Raw genomic sequence first — 14,818 nt, 5'->3', positions numbered from 1 at the left:
GATCTTTTCCCGGAAGTCAAGTGAGTAGGCTTTCATCACACTCTCCTAAAGGAAAACCAAGACTGTAGCGTGCGCAGTATTTCCTCTACTTTGATCGTACCTCGCCCATTCAGGAACCGCTATAAAGGTATTTGAGACCCTCAAGGCTTTCTTGAATACAAGAGTGGCTTTCAATCAGGCTTAAGGAATCTCGACATATCTGAAGGGCTGATCTGAAGAGACTTTCGGCATGTTCGTTAATGTCTTGATATTTGTATAATCGAGCCAAGCTAAGCTGATAACGAATAGTGATTAGATGACTGTGGCCTAGAATTTCTTGATAAAGCGCCAGGAGTTGTTCTGTTAGCTGTATAGCCTGCTCTTTTTGATCTGTCGCAAATCGCACTGATTGAAGCTGGCGATCGAGGCCTTCAGCAATTCTTAGCTTTATCTGATGAACAGCCGGGAGCGATGTCGGCACTTGCTCCATCTGCTGGTACAGTTCGTCGAGAAATGCAAGGCTACTAGTGATATCTGAGTGATTTTCATCAAGGTTTTGCATCTGCGATACCAGAGCTTGGCGACCCAGCAATGCAGCTTGGGTGTACATAGATGGCTGCTGTTGCTCGTGGGCCTGGTGATAGAGACGTGTTGCTTCAGCCAGCAAATCGGCAGGTTCTATCTCGGGTCGGGTCTGCGCTTCCGTCTGTTGGGATATTAGGGGCAATGCTTGCACTATCATCACTGGGTTACTGACCAACACCAACCCAGTGACCACAGCTAACCTGAGGAACTGAGTAAACTGAGTAAACTGATTCAGCCAGTACACCGTAATCACCCACCGCCCCCAGTTGTGCTGCATGACGATTCTCCCGGTAGAGTTAACCCGTTACTGATCTATATCGCTGGGTTCATAGAGCTTATTCACATTTGCCCCAAGAGTTTTTAGCAATGGTTTTGCCGGGTGACCGATCTGGCCGATGGCCTGGTGGTTGGACTGGTTTCGGTTGGCACCAGCGGAGCCGTAAAGTAAATCGGCTGCTGGGCATCGTCTGCCCTGGCAGTAACCAGAACTGGAGTTTGCACAATTCGGTTTTCTCTGGCCAGTGCCTCGGTGGCGGGTATCACCGCCGCCATCGCCTCCGCAAACGACTCAGTGCCAGACTGCTGCCACAGATGCTGGGTCAGCGTGTGGGTAAACGCCCCAGCATACCTCTCCTCCAAGCGAACTTCCGCCGACAATTGATCCACCGTTGACGCCGCCAGCAGCACCCCCTTAAAAAACGATCTCTCCTGGGCAAAGCCGCTGCCATTGCTGGCAAAGCTGCCGCCGTACAACACATCCAACACCATTGTCAGATTGTTTGTCGCCAGGGGGCTGAGGGCAGCTTCCAGGTCTGATCGAGTAATAGCGCTGGGTGGGAATTCCTCTCCCCAAAGCTCAGCGTCGGTGGGCAGCAGTGCCCCGATCCAGCAATCGCCAGACTTGCAGTTGCCATCGGCAATAACATCTCGGGTAGTATGGCCCGAAAAATGCAGCACCACCACATCCCCCATCTGGGACTGCTGTACCAGGTGCTGCGCGATCGCCCCCAAGATCGCCTCTCGCGTAGCCTCGCCATTGGTGAGAGTGAGAATGTCGGTGTCGGCAAAGCCGTAGCGATCGCGCAATAGCCGCCGCTGCAACTCTACATCGGTCACACAGCCCCGCAGAGGGCGAATTTGGGGATTGGTATATTCATCAATGCCAATCAGCAGCGCCAGCTTGCGGGGAGCAGCCTGGGCGTAGCTGGGCCGGGTTGCTGGGGTCAAAGAGCCAAGGCCCACTGCCAACCCGATCGCACTGGCAAACTGCAAAAATCGACGGCGTTGAAAACGAGTCATAGATAGTTCCTGATTGAGGATTGCAAACATGAACACTGGATTGCCGGGTGCAGCTACTCGCCACCACCACCGCCATACTCTGAGAACGATGGAGTCCGTTGAACTTCGGTGGCGGCATAGTCGCAGCTTGTGCAACAAGTCTCAACCTGCCGCCGACCTGGGGTGCTATTAGTCGCCTCTTCCAAAGTCGTTATGGTGCGCTTTAGAGAGAATTGATAGCATTTCGGACAACGCCGACTGAGAATGCTAGCTGCTCCCTGCCAGAGCAAAGTCAGAGGCACAATCACCGACCACGGCAGCCAGTTGCGAAAGAGCCTTCCAAACCAGCCAGCATCTGTTTGTGCTTCTGGTTCAAGGTCGTCAAGAACGTTTGACTCAGAACGAGCTGGGCTAGCCGCAACCCATCCTCGATCAATATGGGTAGAGCCTCTGTGAACAGAAGCATGGGCCAGGGAGCCAGGCGCGACCGCAAAAGACTGAGTCTTTGGGGCGATCGCCAGCCCCAGACCGAGACATAGAGCCAGAGCAAACAAAACTGCCCGTTTGAACCGACCAAAAAATCGTTTGAACATAAGGGTTACTAAGAACGCATCTGTTCTTACCTATGTCTGGGCTGAGGGAAGTTATTCAGCCTGGTCAGACTCTTTAGACTCTTCGGAGCAAAACCTTTCGACCACTTCAGCCTGCCGTTGCTGTATAGCTGGAGAAGGATCAGCCACAGCAAACAGCTCTTGCAGCGCATCAGAGGCCAAATTGCGCTCAGCAAAAAAGGACATTCGCGCTAAGGCAATGGTCTCAGCGTCGGCATTCTCAGCCGCTAGAGAAGCCTCTAGAGTTTCTAGCTCGGCGGCAATTTGCTTGTAGGTGTCGTCATCCATCACCTCAAAAGAATTCCAGGCCGCATGCTGAGACGGCACTATAAAAAACAGCCATTCGTAGCGCCCAGGTTCTAGGGCTTCTGTTGGACGGTAGGACTGATAGAGTTCTCTCTCATCCTCCTTGAGTACCACGGTTGTCGCAGTTTCTTGCCAAAGGATGTCTTGATGGGGCTGTCGCAGGCCAATACTACTGGCACCCTGCCAGACAAAGAGCGGCGTGCGGTTCCAGACGGTTTCCTCTCCCGGCGTAATGCTGCACAAAGGGCCTCTGGGGCTACCATCGCGACCGGCTCGGCGATCGTCGGCTTCGCGACGAAAGAAATCCCACACCGAGGCAAACTCTGGGGCGAGTGCTTCTGGCGTTTGGGCCGCAACGGGCTGGGGTAGGCTACCGCTGTTAAGCGTTGCAGCACCAACCAGAGCCAGGGTCAACGAAAACGGGTTGTACCAGGTCATTGTGCTTTCTCTTTAGTAAAGGGCAAAAGGAGCAAACCGGTGGTCAAAAGGGGCAGCGACCAGGGTAAGAGCACTAGGCCGCTGACATAGAGTTGCAGGCAGAGCCAGCCATAGCCTGTGACTCCACCGGCAAAGATCCAGCGCGATCTTATCGGGTGTCGTCGAATGCGCTGACCGAACCCGAGGGCGATCGCCTTGCTCCCCACCGCCGCCGCCAGCACCATCCACAGGTCGGGAATGGGCATGACCAGGTGGTCGGTCAAATAGTGGTGGGTCATGTAGGCATGGGCTTGCCCTCCAGTGAGAATACCGCTCTGCCCGTGCCAGTGGACCAATGCGGCAGGCAGGGGCCAGTTGTCGTCACTCACCTCGTCGTAGCCTCCCGCTATAACCATTACCACCTGCCCGTCCAGGGTAGACAGGCCAATGTCTTGAAGTCCCTGGTTGGGGTTTTGCAACAGCTGCCAGGCCGGAATCGTCTGGTATACCCGGTCAGGGGGGAGGGAAAAATCCAGGATGGGGTGCAGCCAGCGCTGGTAGAGGTAGCGAGATAGATTGGCCGGTATCGAGAGATTGGCCCGCTGCGAAATCGGGGCTCGCCCGCTGTAGGCTTCCTGCCAATAGCCTTCGACGATGGCCTCTAGGGAGGTTTGGCTTTGCAGGTCGGGGCGAGGTCCTTCTGGGGTAGCATTTTGGCTGAGGTGGTGGGCGATCGCCAGTTGGTAGCTAAAAGGCAAAGGTCGCCCTGACCTACCCCGCAGGCTGACGTGCCACCAGGGCACCCGGCTGTCTCCCTCCAGGCTCCAGTTGAACGAGGCCATGGTGGGGTGGGTGGTGAGCCAGTCTGCACCGGGGTTTCGGTTGCGTTTGGTCACCAGCACAAACCAGCGCTGGGCTTGTTCAACCCCTTGTTCTAACGCCTGTCTTAACTCGGCTTCGGCCTCGGCATCAATGGGGCGATCGAGCAGATAGTCAATGCCCACCACCGGGGCATCGAGGTCGCCGAGCTGGGTGACAACATCGGCCAGCAACCCGCGATCGATGGGGGAGGGGTCACGAATACCGCGCTCTTGGATGGTGCGATCGTCAATACTGACCAGCACAATTGGGCTGGCCTGGCCCAATTGTCCAGTGACCCGGCGGTACACCGCCTGGGCCCACACCCGCTGGCTCAACAGAGAGTCTTGGACGATGGGCAGCAGGCTCAGCAGGCCGATCGCGCCAACCACCGTTGCTTCCCAGGGGGTAGGCCGCCAGCGGTGCAGGGTTGTCTGCCACTTGGTGGGCTGAATTTGATAGGGCACCGACTCGGGATGACGGTAGAGGGAGGGTACCAGGTAAGCCGAGGGGTAGGTGAGGTTTTGCTCTAGCTTTAAGAACTGACAGGTGCCGAGCAAGGCCGTCTGCACATCTTCGTAGCGGGCTAAGCGCTGCACCAGCTGCTCTAAAAAAACCTGGGCCACCTCGTTGTGGATCGGTTCGCGCATCACCGCCACCTGGCTGAGCCCTAGGTTAACCAGCCCTTGGGCAATATCGAGGCCGCTACACGAGTTAAACAGAGCAAATTGCAACCCCCGCTGCTGGGCTTTGCGCAGGTAAGGGCTGAGTTCTTTGATAGCAATGGCGGTGTGGGGAGCAATGGAAATCTGCCCATCCAGCAGCGCCGCTTCGTTGCTGTGCCCAGCAAAAAACAGCACATCCCAGCCCTGGGGGTCGGCGATTGCCTCGCAGATTCGGGTCTTCAGGGCGGCAGTATTTTCTCCCGGTTGCCAGCCCACATAGTGAATATCCAGCAGCCGACGCTGGGCGTTGAGGGCGTGGCGCTCCTGGGCAAAATCTAGCCCAGTGTCATCCCCTAAGATTGCTAGCACCCTCGCCTTACCTCGCCGAAACTCTTTGCGATTGGCAGTGGCAGAGCGGACAGTGGCAGGCGATCGCACCATCGGCACCTGGGCACCAAACTCCCAGGTTTCCCAGGGCAACCGGGCCAGATCCAGAGGCGTACAGGTCAAAAATAGCGCCTGATTCTGAGTATCTTCAGCCATCCGCCGCAGCTCTTCGCGCAGATCAAACAGGTCAGCGTGCTTCAGCCAGGTGTGAAACTCCGACAGCAGCCGCGCTTCGGCCTGCACCAGTTGGCTGTGCCAATCGGTCGCTGGGGCAGCCACCTGCCCCGCGACCCCAGGACGCCCCCGCAGTGACGATGGCGGTGGCGGTGGCGGCGGCGGGAGCTGCAATGACTGCTTGTAGTAACCCAGGTAGGCCCGTCGCCAGGTTTCGTACAGGCTAAGCAACCCCGTCGGAAACGCTAGGCTGGCGGTCAGGCGCTGCCCCTTGCCCCAGGCCAGCTCAAACAGGCAGCTCTGGTCAATTTTGTGAATCGTGAGGTGGTAGGTCATGATTGGGAAATCTCTGGCTGAAACACAAACGGAGGCCAGTTGAGGGTATTGCCGTTGGGCAGCTCGACGGTGGCGGTAAAAGCTTCATGCCAGGTGCCGATCGCCTGGGCGTAGAGAAAGCCGCTTTCGTTGCCCTGGGCTAGGGTTTGCTCCACCAAGATCGTGGTGGCATCGCGCACAATCAACCGCGTACCGGGGGGCAATTGTTCGCCGGGGGCGGGGCCGAGGAATAAAAATAGCGTCCATTCTGGAGGGCGAGGCTCAACCAGAGTCCAGGTCAGCGCGTAGAGGCGAAAGGGTAGCCCCACAGTTTGCTGTAGGTCGGTGTAAGCCCCGCGCGCGGTGGAGGGAATGATTACGCCTGCAGGCTGCAACTCTCGCAAAATATCTTCCAGCTGCTCCACGGGGCTTCTTATGGAGCGAATGGCGTTGGCAGGGGCCAACGGTGGCATCAGCGTCCAGGCTAGGTTGTCGGCTACGGCGTCGAGCTGGTTGAGCAGCCAGCGACCGACGTTGATCGGGGCGCGGGTTTGTACAGGCTGAGGGCGGGTTTGAGAGACTGCGATCGGGGCTGTCGCTGTCTCTGCACCGCTGGCCTGGGAGCCGCTAATTTGAGCCGGATTGAGGCAGGTGAGATAGAGCAGCACGTCTTCCGGAGTCGTGTCGAAGCAGTGGATGGGGATGCGGTAGGTACCGTCGGTTTGGGGAGTAAGGCCCAGAGTTTGCTGCTGAGCCAGCAGGCGATCGCGCCGCAGCCCGGCCAAAATCGTCACCTGGTCAACTTCTTCTTGCACCTCGGCCAAAATATAGAGGTGGGCAAAGTTGGTCTCGTCTTGCACTGTGGCGGCTGGAATCGTTACCTCATCGTCGCTGAGGCTGCCCTGGGCCACCAGGCAGAGACGATAGCCGCCCACCCGACCGTTGATGCCGGGAGTAGGGGGCTGGTGGCGATCGTAGTAAAGGGCCAAATCTAGGGCACCGCCCTCTAGCCACTGCTGTAACCCTTGCAGCGCCATGGCTCGCAGGAAGATAGACCACTGCTGGCTAGGGTCAGCTACTTGCTGAGAGACTTGCACAGCCCAATCCACGGATGGCTGCGGGAGCGTGACGGTGGTGGCCCGCAGTGGGTCAAACTCAAAATCGATGGGGTCGAGGGAATCACTCATGGCGTTTAAGTTAGCGGGTGAATGGAAGGTAGGGAAAGTCATGGTCTTACTCCGAGTCGGGCATAAATTGGTGAATGGTGGCGCAGAGCTGCTGGGCAAATAGGCTGGTGGGGCCAGAGCGGTTGGGGCTTTGGGCAGCGGCGGCGTCTTCGGCCAGCAGGCCGTCGATGTGCTCGGCCAAAACAGCCTCTAGGGTTTGATCGAGCCGATGGAGCTGCTCGGGGGAACTGTAGTCAACGGCCTCCTGCCGCACTTGTTCGTACAGGGTGGGGAGCAGCCGATGGCGCACATCGGCGCGCAGACGTTGGAGGTCTAGCAGCCGTCGGGCACGGGCAAAGTTGCCCAGGCTCAGCTCCGTCGCCAGAGCGCCTATGGTTTGCCCCAGACAGTAATAGCGATTTAACCCCTTGATGTAGACGTCATCCTGAGGGGTTTTCTTCTGGCTAAGCCGATGACTGTTGGCGGCGATGACCTGGGCGATCGCCCCTGCCAAACCCTGCTTAACCGCCTGCCGAAACGCCTCTAAAAATTCCTCTTGCTCATCGGGTACGGGAGTCGAGTCGGGCACTTGCTCCCAGTCAGGGACTTCGAGCCGATAGGGGCCGCCGGAACCACCCCTTACATGGATCCGATACTGGCGCAATAGTTCGGCCAAATGTTTGAGCTGCTCAAGGGTCGCGTTCATTTCCCGCAGATGCTCGGGCGTGGGGGGCTGGCAACGGCGGGGGCCACCAGCCTGGCGCTGAGCCAGGCGATCGCGGCAATACACCCGCTTATACTGCTCCAGCAGTGCTCTCCCCGCCTTTACCTCGTACTCGCTGCACAGGTGAAAAGTGCGCAAGATTTTCTCCACCTGCTCCAGGCTGGTGTCGTTCAAAATCGCCCAAGGGCTGGCCCGATAAAGCCCTTTTTCCAGCAGCAGCTGGTTTAGCTCCGGGTGGTTGCAGGTCAGCTGATTGCTCCAGGTGCTCAGGGCGGCTTTGGCCGGGTCGTAGCTCTCTAAAATTTGCTGGGTAAAGGGGCGATAGGTCGAGGGCGATCGCCCGTCGTCATCGAGCACTACCGCCAGCAGTTCGGCGGTGGTGAAGCCGTAATCTTTGCCAAACTTTTGAGTCAGGCGATCGCAGGCATCGCGAATTTGGTGACTGACAAAGCAGCGCAGACTGAGCAACGCCAAGTCTGCCTGGGCGGCCTTTGAATGCCAGCGATCGAGCAAAGCTTTCTGGAAATCAGTCATTTGCGTATCGGCGCGGTTCACCGAGTCGGCAAACGCCTGCTGAAGCCACTCCTGTACCTGGGTCAGCAGGTGCGCCTGATACTTGCCTGAACTGGTGATGCGAATGAGTTGCCAGTATCGAAATATCGTCATAATTCCGGGGGCTGGGTTGCGACTAGTTTTGCATGAACAACCAAAGATCCAACGCGCTATCTTGACCTATGGCTGGGTCAGAGGAACTTATTCATCTCCGGCTAGCAGCGACTCAACGATCATCGTCATGACTCCCAAACAGAGCATTAGCGCCACCCCCCGCCAAAGCAGAGCGGGCACAATCGCCGCAATGGCCTCCACGAGAAAGCCCACGCCCAACACAGAGGCCACTAAACAGGCCACCGTGCCGCTAGCGACACTCAGCAAAAAGTATTTCAGCAGGTGGCCATAAAGCACCAGCATGCAGTGGTTAGCGTGGGGCTGTCTCATCGTGAGTTCTCCCGATAGGTAAGTAAGGGGCGAGCGGGCGCACAGTGTTAGCCAAAGCCTTAGCCTATCCATGCGCCACTAACGTAGATCTCTTGGGTCAATTAGGCGGCCACAAAATCTAGAGCTGGAACTACGTTAGTCGTACCAGCCACCACACCAATCAGATCGCTGCCCGCAAAAATTAGCGTGTCTAGAGTATTGGTAGAGGTAAACGGCTGAAACGACAACGAGTAATTGCTGGCGCTACCAAAAACCTGAATCAGATCGCCCTCAAAGGGGTTGAAGTCATCAATAATGGCGTAGCCTGACCCTAAATAATAGGAGCCAAGAGCATCTCCTAGTACGAAGAGATCACTACCTTCACCACCAACTAAAATATCCACCTCACCGCTGGTAAAGCCATATCCATTTAGCACATCATTGCCCGATCCGCCAATCAAATTATCGCTGCCCGACCCGCCAACCAGCAGGTCATTTCCACTATCCCCAAAGATGAAATCATCACCGCCACCACCAATGAGAATATTGTCTTGACTATCGCCAAAAATTACATCGGCCTGGCTGGTGCCAATCACATCGGTAAAATTGACAACGGTTCTAGAAAGACTATCTCTCCCTGGGATACCATTAACGGTCAAGCTGTTGAGGGCCAAATCTACCACAATTGACACGGGAGAATTAGAGGGTGTTGAAGCATCAATGAGATTAAACTGGCCAGCAGGTGCAACGATCGCTTCGATAGAGGACATCTGATCAGTGCCAGCCAAACCTTTGTTGACAACTCCAGTCGCTTCTAAGGAAATTGGTGTATTTAATGAGCTGTAGTCCAGAACATCAAAGCCAGCACCGCCATCGATAGTGTCAAATCCAGTGCTGCCAAAAATATAGTCGTCTCCGGCTCCAGCATAAACGCTGCTGTTGTCTGGAGAAACGAAGATTGTATCGCCAAAGTCGCTGCCAAAAATAACGGTCATGGTAAAGCTCCTAGCTATAAATAACGGCCCGGTTGCGGCGCGTTACCTATAGCTATGTCTGGTGTTAGAGAGCTTATTCACGGACGAGGGCGATACATTAGAATTACCCTCCTCGCGGGCGAGAGCTAGGTGTTGACCCTGACAACATTGAGCTATGACGCTTGGGGCTAATGCTGGCATAGGCAGGCACTGAATCGTTGAACCAGTGAATAAGTCCCTAAGACTGAGCCATAGGTAAGGTCGGAGAGACCCAAGGGCCTCTTTGCTATTACCTCAGAGGGCTTCCCCATGACTGTTGTATCTACTACGCTCCGACCGACCCAGCGTCTGCGACAGGTCGCGGCCTTAATTGGGCTGTGTGGTTTAGCGGCAGCGTTACCTTCTCTAACATCCAATCCACAACGCATCCGCTTCACCCCAATGGCTACCTCTCTGGAAGACATCGCCACCCTGCCTATGCTGCGGCTGCCGGTTTCGCTACTCACCGGTACCCAGATTACGCCCCCCGTGGGCAGCGGCTACAGCCAGCTCACGGTCATGAACGGCAACCCCGTCGATGCGGTTTTTAAGCTGGTGGATGTTGACTCGGGCAATACCTTACGGTTTATGTACGTACGGGCCAACGATAATCTCACGAGTTATGTTGATTTCTGGTGTATGGAGGGAAAAGAAGGAAGGGCGTATCCTGCTGGATGAAGCAAGGTAACCAGCGAAGGAATACACCATGAATGACGACAATCTTATTGCATTGCCCGCGAGCGAGACAACGGAGAGTTTCAGCGACGCGCTGAGCGATCTGATTCGACGGGGAGCCCGACAGATCATCGCCCAAGCCGTCGAAGCGGAATTGCAAGACTTTCTAGCAGAGTATCGAGACCGTCGCGATGAGCAAGGACGGCAGGTTGTTGTGCGTAACGGCTACCTGCCGGAGCGCACGATTACGACTGGAGTCGGGGAGGTGGAGATTCAAGTGCCGAAGGTGCGAGACCGCAGTGGCAGCGGGATAAAGTTCACCTCTGCCCTGCTGCCGCCGTATCTGAAACGCGCCCGCAGCGTAGAGGACTTACTTCCGTGGTTGTACCTTAAAGGGGTGTCTAGCGGGGACTTTAGTGAGGCGCTGTCGTCGCTGTTGGGCTCAGACACAAAAGGGCTCTCTTCGGCGACCATTGGCCGTCTGAAAGCCAAGTGGAGCACTGAGCACCAGCGGTGGCAGCAGCGGTCGCTACGGCAGCATCACTATGTGTATATCTGGGCTGATGGCATCTACTTCAATATCCGCGCCGACGAACGGCAGTGCATTCTGGTCATCATCGGGGTCACGGACAAAGGCCATAAAGAGCTCCTGGGCTTGGAGGCGGGGTATCGGGAATCGGAGTTGAGTTGGAAATCACTGTTGCTGCGGCTCAAAGACCAGGGGCTCGCCCAAGCGCCCCATTTAGCCATTGGTGATGGGGCCTTAGGCTTCTGGAAAGCCCTGCCTCAGGTGTTTCCCACCACGAAGAAACAGCGCTGCTGGGTGCATAAGACCGCTAACGTGCTCAACAAACTCCCCAAACGTCAGCAAAGCGAGGCCAAACGCGCAATCTGGGAGATTTATCGAGCAGACAGCAAAACCGAGGCCAGCCAAGCCTTTAATCGCTTTATCCAAACCTACCAGGCCAAGTATCCCGAGGCCACCCGGTGTCTAGCCAAAGACCGGGATGTCTTGCTGACCTTCTTCGACTTCCCCGCTGAGCATTGGGCGCACATTCGCACCACCAACCCTATTGAATCGACCTTTGCTACCGTACGCCTCAGAACCGACAAGACCCGTGGCTGTGTCTCCAAGGACACTATCCTGGCCCTGGTCTTCAAGCTGGTCGAGAGTGCTCAAAAAAGCTGGCTCAGAATTCGAGGCTTTAAGCACCTTGCTGACGTGATTAAAGGAGTCCCGTTCAAAGATGGATACCGGATTGATGACAACACCAACTTGACCCAGATGCAGGACGCCGCCTAGATCCTAGCCATACACCAGATTTGACAATATCTCTAATCTCACGGTAGACGATCTGGGCACCTGCACCTGCGATTTACGCTTTGCCACCGGCATCGATTGGGATACTGACCAGCAGAAGTTTCGTCGCAATATGGCGTTGTCTACCTTTAGCGACCCTACAGAGTTTGTGGTGGAGCGCGAAGGCAACAAGGAATATTGGACGACCATTGAAGTCACCCTGCACCCGGTTGTGGGCGGCAATGCCCAGACAGAAGCCCTGAGCGGAGATGAGTTTTAGCAGCAAGGGCTCAGAGATAGGAAAAGCAATCGTTGATCCTTCACACGTTATTGAGCAATGGGTTGTGGTTAGCAGCTACAGCCCGTTGCCGATCAAAATAAAGGGTGCCCAGTAGTAGGGATGGTTAAGGGTGTTATTGGGTGCCTCTGAACCGGCGGTAATCAGCTCAAAGTCGGCGCGAATGCCTTCACCCAGGATGGAAAGGTCGCCTTCAATTAAGGCCTGCTGGGCCAGACGCAGAGCTACCGTTGGGCTGTAGCCGTTTTGCAGTGCCGTGTAAAACGCATTCATCAACACCTGGGTACCGCCATCGTTGACGTACCAGAGCGATGCGATCGCAGCCCTGGCCCCGGTGCGCTGAATCTGGTAGCCAAAGCCGAGAATTTCTTCCCCCTGCCCCAGTTCGCTGCTGACGGCTGTTTGGCAGGCGCTCAGCACCACCAGGTCTACACCGGGCAGCGACCACTGGGCGATGTCGGGCAGGGTAATGCGATCGCCGTTACCAAACAAAATAAACGACTCGTGGGGTGCCCCAGCCACAAATTCGGCATGGGTGGCAAAGTGAACAATCGAGTGCTCTGCCAGCTCGTGCTCCACAGCGGCACGGCTAAAGTCCTGGTTGAAATAGGCCTGGGTAGCAGGAATATCGGCGGCGATGCGCTCAACTTCTAGACCTGCGTAGGGTAGGCCGCTGTAGTCCAGCAGTTTGTCGCCCACTTTGACCCGGTAGTTGCCTTCTGAAAATGCCCCGGCCAGCACGGAGAGGTTGGTGCTCTGCGATCGCCCCCAGTCAGTCAACGAAGCCGCCGTAATCAGATTCACGCTAAACCGCTGCGCCAACCACTGTTCGCCATCGTGCAACGCCGCCAACGGAATGTAGCGCAACTGCCCATCGGCGGCGTAGAGAATGGTCTCGGTATCGTCCAGGTAAGGGGCTAACGGACGAATGAGCAGGTCGTAGAGTTGCTGAGCCGACTGCTCTACCTCGGGTTTGCGTCCGGTAATGTCGGTGCGAAAGGTGGCAATTAACTGGTTGAGCTGCACGCGATCGATCGCAGCCGTTTCGCGCTTCAGCCCGTCGGGAGTGACCAGCACCAGCTCCAGGCGGTCGTCCAAAATCAGCGGATACAGCAAAACGGCATTGTCTAACTGCTTGAGGTCATTCTGAAGCCGCACCAGGGTTTCAGGGTTGAGGTTTTGCCCCCGTGCATTGCGCTGGAGCTGCTGGGTGAATGCCTGCACCTCAGAACGGTTGAGAAAGGCTTCAAAGCCCTGCCCGGCTTCTACCATCTCCATGTAAATTGTCAAGAGCTGACGTTCTGCTTCCCACAGGTCTAGCCCTTCGGCAGTCTGGACATTGCCTCGCATGTCGCGCAGGTACTCGTCAATTTCTTGCACCCGCAGTAGTTCTAAAACCTGCTGGGCCTCTAGCACACGGTCTTGCTCTAGCAGCAACCGCACCAGTTCCCGGTAGCTCTCTGAAATCGACTCGGTGTACGACGCCTGGAGGGTTTCGGGCAGTTCTTGGAGATCTGCACGGATGCTTTCGCGGAGGTTGACGGAGGCTTTGTAGAATGCGATCGCTAGTTCAGGCTGATTTTGGGCGGCTAGCACCGCTCCAAAGTTGCTCAGCAAAAGACTCTCTCCTGAGCGGTTTTCGATGGCTTGGTACAGCGGCAGGGCTTGCTCGTAATAGGCGATCGCCCCTTGATAGTTGCTCAATAACTCATAAGTAAAGCCTAGAACCATCAGCACCCTGGCTTGCCCTTGTCGGTTTTCGATGGCTTGGTACAGCGGCAGGGCTTGCTCAAAGTAGGCGATCGCCCCTCGATAGTCGCTCAATAACAAGTAGACAAAACCCATATTATCCAGCGCATTGGCTTGCCCCTGCCGGTCTTCAATGGCTTGAAATAGCGGCAAGGCTTGCTCATAGTAGGCGATCGCCCCTTGGTAGTCACTCAATGATGAGTTGGTACTACCCAGACCCATCAGCGCCCTGGCTTGCCCGTACCGGTCTTCGATCGCTTGGTACAGCAGCAGGGCTTGCTCGTAGTAGGCGATCGCTCCTTGATAGTCGCTCAATGCCTCGTAGGCACGAACTAAACTATTCAGCACCCTGGCTTGCCCCTGCTGGTTTTCGATGACTTGGTACAGCGGCAGGGCTTGCTCAAAGTAGGCGATCGCTCCTTGATAGTCGCTCAATACCTCGTAGGCAAAACCCAGACCCATAAGCACACTGGCTTGTCCGTACCGGTCTTCGATCGCTTGGTACAGCAGCAGGGCTTGCTCGTAGTAGGCGATCGCCTCTTGGTAGTCGCTCAATGACTGGTAGGCACTACCAAAATTATCCAGCACCTTGGCTTGCCCCTGCTGGTCTTCAATCGTTTGGTACAGCGGCAGGGCTTGCTTAAAGTAGGCGATCGCCTCTTGATAGTCGTTCAATGACTGGTAGACACTACCCAAATTATTCAGCACATCGGCTTGCCCCTGCCGATCTTTGATGGCTTGGTACAGTGGCAGGGCTTGCTCATAGTAAGCGATTGCCTTTCGGTAGTCGCTCAATAACCTGTAGGCATTACCCAAATTATCCAGCGCATTGGCTTGCCCCTGCTGGTCTTCAATAGCTTGGAACAGCGGTAGGGCTTGCTCAAGGTAGACGATCTCCTCTCGGTAGTCGTTCAATAACCCGTAGACAAGACCCAAAATATTCAGCACCTTGGCTTGCCCCTGCTGGTCTTCAATAGCTTGGTACAGCAGCAGGGCTTGCTCGAAGTAGGCGACCGCCTCTTGATAGTCGCTCAATGACAAGTAGGCATTACCCAAATTACTCAGCGCATTAGCTTGTCCCTGTTGGTCTTCGATCGTTTGGAACAGCGGCAGGGCTTGCTCGTGGTAGGCGATCGCCTCTCGGTAGTCGTTCAATGACCAGTAGGCACTACCCAAACTACTCAGTGTTTGGGCTTGCCCCTGCTGGTCCTCAATCGAGATATTGTCAAATCTGGTGTATGGCTAGGATCTAGGCGGCATCCTGCATCTGGGTCATATCGGCGTTGTCATCAGCCCGGTATCCATCTTTGAACGGAACTCCTTCAATTACGTCGGCGAGGTGT

12 protein-coding genes are annotated in these 14,818 nt (G+C 55.9%); 3 read left to right on the top strand and 9 right to left on the bottom strand.

Annotation, left to right across the window (positions count from 1 at the left end; all coding sequences use genetic code 11):
- Positions 1-109: 109 nt before the first annotated feature.
- The 8 genes from ACQ4N7_RS29055 to ACQ4N7_RS29020 form a co-directional block, all read right to left on the bottom strand.
- Complete coding sequence (locus ACQ4N7_RS29055; RefSeq protein ID WP_430714919.1) at positions 110-841, bottom strand: tetratricopeptide repeat protein; 732 nt, start codon at positions 839-841, stop codon at positions 110-112.
- 83 nt (positions 842-924) lie between these two features.
- Positions 925-1,863 (bottom strand): caspase family protein, encoded by a 939-nt coding sequence (locus ACQ4N7_RS29050; protein ID WP_430714918.1) that lies wholly within the window; start codon positions 1,861-1,863, stop codon positions 925-927.
- Positions 1,864-2,486: 623 nt separating this feature from the next.
- Complete coding sequence (locus ACQ4N7_RS29045) at positions 2,487-3,197, bottom strand: hypothetical protein (RefSeq protein WP_430714917.1); 711 nt, start codon at positions 3,195-3,197, stop codon at positions 2,487-2,489.
- The gene (locus ACQ4N7_RS29040; RefSeq protein ID WP_430714916.1) at positions 3,194-5,596 is read right to left on the bottom strand and encodes a CHASE2 domain-containing protein; all 2,403 of its coding nucleotides are present in this window, start codon (positions 5,594-5,596) and stop codon (positions 3,194-3,196) included. Before ACQ4N7_RS29040 ends, ACQ4N7_RS29045 begins: the two co-directional genes overlap by 4 nt.
- The gene (locus ACQ4N7_RS29035) at positions 5,593-6,762 is read right to left on the bottom strand and encodes a DUF1822 family protein (protein WP_430714915.1); all 1,170 of its coding nucleotides are present in this window, start codon (positions 6,760-6,762) and stop codon (positions 5,593-5,595) included. The genes ACQ4N7_RS29040 and ACQ4N7_RS29035 overlap by 4 nt, the downstream gene beginning before the upstream one ends.
- A 46-nt stretch (positions 6,763-6,808) precedes the next feature.
- Positions 6,809-8,131 carry a hypothetical protein gene (locus tag ACQ4N7_RS29030; protein WP_430714914.1) on the bottom strand — a complete coding sequence of 441 codons (1,323 nt, stop codon included), beginning with the start codon at positions 8,129-8,131 and terminating at the stop codon, positions 6,809-6,811.
- Between the two features lie 87 nt (positions 8,132-8,218).
- Positions 8,219-8,461 (bottom strand): hypothetical protein, encoded by a 243-nt coding sequence (locus ACQ4N7_RS29025; RefSeq protein ID WP_430714913.1) that lies wholly within the window; start codon positions 8,459-8,461, stop codon positions 8,219-8,221.
- A gap of 101 nt (positions 8,462-8,562) precedes the next feature.
- A complete protein-coding gene (locus ACQ4N7_RS29020) occupies positions 8,563-9,435 on the bottom strand; it encodes a calcium-binding protein (RefSeq protein ID WP_430714912.1) in 873 nt (290 codons plus the stop codon).
- A 420-nt stretch (positions 9,436-9,855) separates the two neighbouring features.
- Between ACQ4N7_RS29020 and ACQ4N7_RS29015 the strand changes: the two genes are divergently transcribed.
- The 3 genes from ACQ4N7_RS29015 (at position 9,856) to ACQ4N7_RS29005 (ending at position 11,708) form a co-directional block, all read left to right on the top strand.
- Positions 9,856-10,131 carry a hypothetical protein gene (locus ACQ4N7_RS29015; RefSeq protein ID WP_430714911.1) on the top strand — a complete coding sequence of 92 codons (276 nt, stop codon included), beginning with the start codon at positions 9,856-9,858 and terminating at the stop codon, positions 10,129-10,131.
- Positions 10,132-10,159: 28 nt separating this feature from the next.
- Entirely contained in the window at positions 10,160-11,431 is a 1,272-nt protein-coding gene (locus ACQ4N7_RS29010) for an IS256 family transposase (RefSeq protein WP_430714910.1), read from the top strand.
- Between the two features lie 130 nt (positions 11,432-11,561).
- Positions 11,562-11,708: a hypothetical protein gene (locus ACQ4N7_RS29005; RefSeq protein ID WP_430714909.1), complete on the top strand. Its 147-nt coding sequence runs from the start codon at positions 11,562-11,564 to the stop codon at positions 11,706-11,708.
- Positions 11,709-11,783: 75 nt separating this feature from the next.
- Here ACQ4N7_RS29005 and ACQ4N7_RS29000 read toward each other — a convergent pair whose 3' ends face one another.
- A complete protein-coding gene (locus ACQ4N7_RS29000) occupies positions 11,784-14,660 on the bottom strand; it encodes a tetratricopeptide repeat protein (RefSeq protein WP_430714920.1) in 2,877 nt (958 codons plus the stop codon).
- Between the last annotated feature and the right edge of the window lie 158 nt (positions 14,661-14,818).

The organism is Nodosilinea sp. AN01ver1 (genome assembly GCF_050565655.1).
GTDB lineage: Bacteria > Cyanobacteriota > Cyanobacteriia > Phormidesmidales > Phormidesmidaceae > Nodosilinea.
This window is presented reverse-complemented; position numbering and strand designations above follow the sequence as displayed.

What these genes read in the sequence shown, in the direction of transcription:
- ACQ4N7_RS29055 (WP_430714919.1), bottom strand. Translation starts at nt 841, where the DNA reads ATGCAGCACAACTGGGGGCGGTGGGTGATTACGGTGTACTGGCTGAAT.
- ACQ4N7_RS29050 (WP_430714918.1), bottom strand. Translation starts at nt 1,863, where the DNA reads ATGACTCGTTTTCAACGCCGTCGATTTTTGCAGTTTGCCAGTGCGATC.
- ACQ4N7_RS29045 (WP_430714917.1), bottom strand. Translation starts at nt 3,197, where the DNA reads ATGACCTGGTACAACCCGTTTTCGTTGACCCTGGCTCTGGTTGGTGCT.
- ACQ4N7_RS29040 (WP_430714916.1), bottom strand. Translation starts at nt 5,596, where the DNA reads ATGACCTACCACCTCACGATTCACAAAATTGACCAGAGCTGCCTGTTT.
- ACQ4N7_RS29035 (WP_430714915.1), bottom strand. Translation starts at nt 6,762, where the DNA reads ATGAGTGATTCCCTCGACCCCATCGATTTTGAGTTTGACCCACTGCGG.
- ACQ4N7_RS29030 (WP_430714914.1), bottom strand. Translation starts at nt 8,131, where the DNA reads ATGACGATATTTCGATACTGGCAACTCATTCGCATCACCAGTTCAGGC.
- ACQ4N7_RS29025 (WP_430714913.1), bottom strand. Translation starts at nt 8,461, where the DNA reads ATGAGACAGCCCCACGCTAACCACTGCATGCTGGTGCTTTATGGCCAC.
- ACQ4N7_RS29020 (WP_430714912.1), bottom strand. Translation starts at nt 9,435, where the DNA reads ATGACCGTTATTTTTGGCAGCGACTTTGGCGATACAATCTTCGTTTCT.
- ACQ4N7_RS29015 (WP_430714911.1), top strand. Translation starts at nt 9,856, where the DNA reads ATGGCTACCTCTCTGGAAGACATCGCCACCCTGCCTATGCTGCGGCTG.
- ACQ4N7_RS29010 (WP_430714910.1), top strand. Translation starts at nt 10,160, where the DNA reads ATGAATGACGACAATCTTATTGCATTGCCCGCGAGCGAGACAACGGAG.
- ACQ4N7_RS29005 (WP_430714909.1), top strand. Translation starts at nt 11,562, where the DNA reads ATGGCGTTGTCTACCTTTAGCGACCCTACAGAGTTTGTGGTGGAGCGC.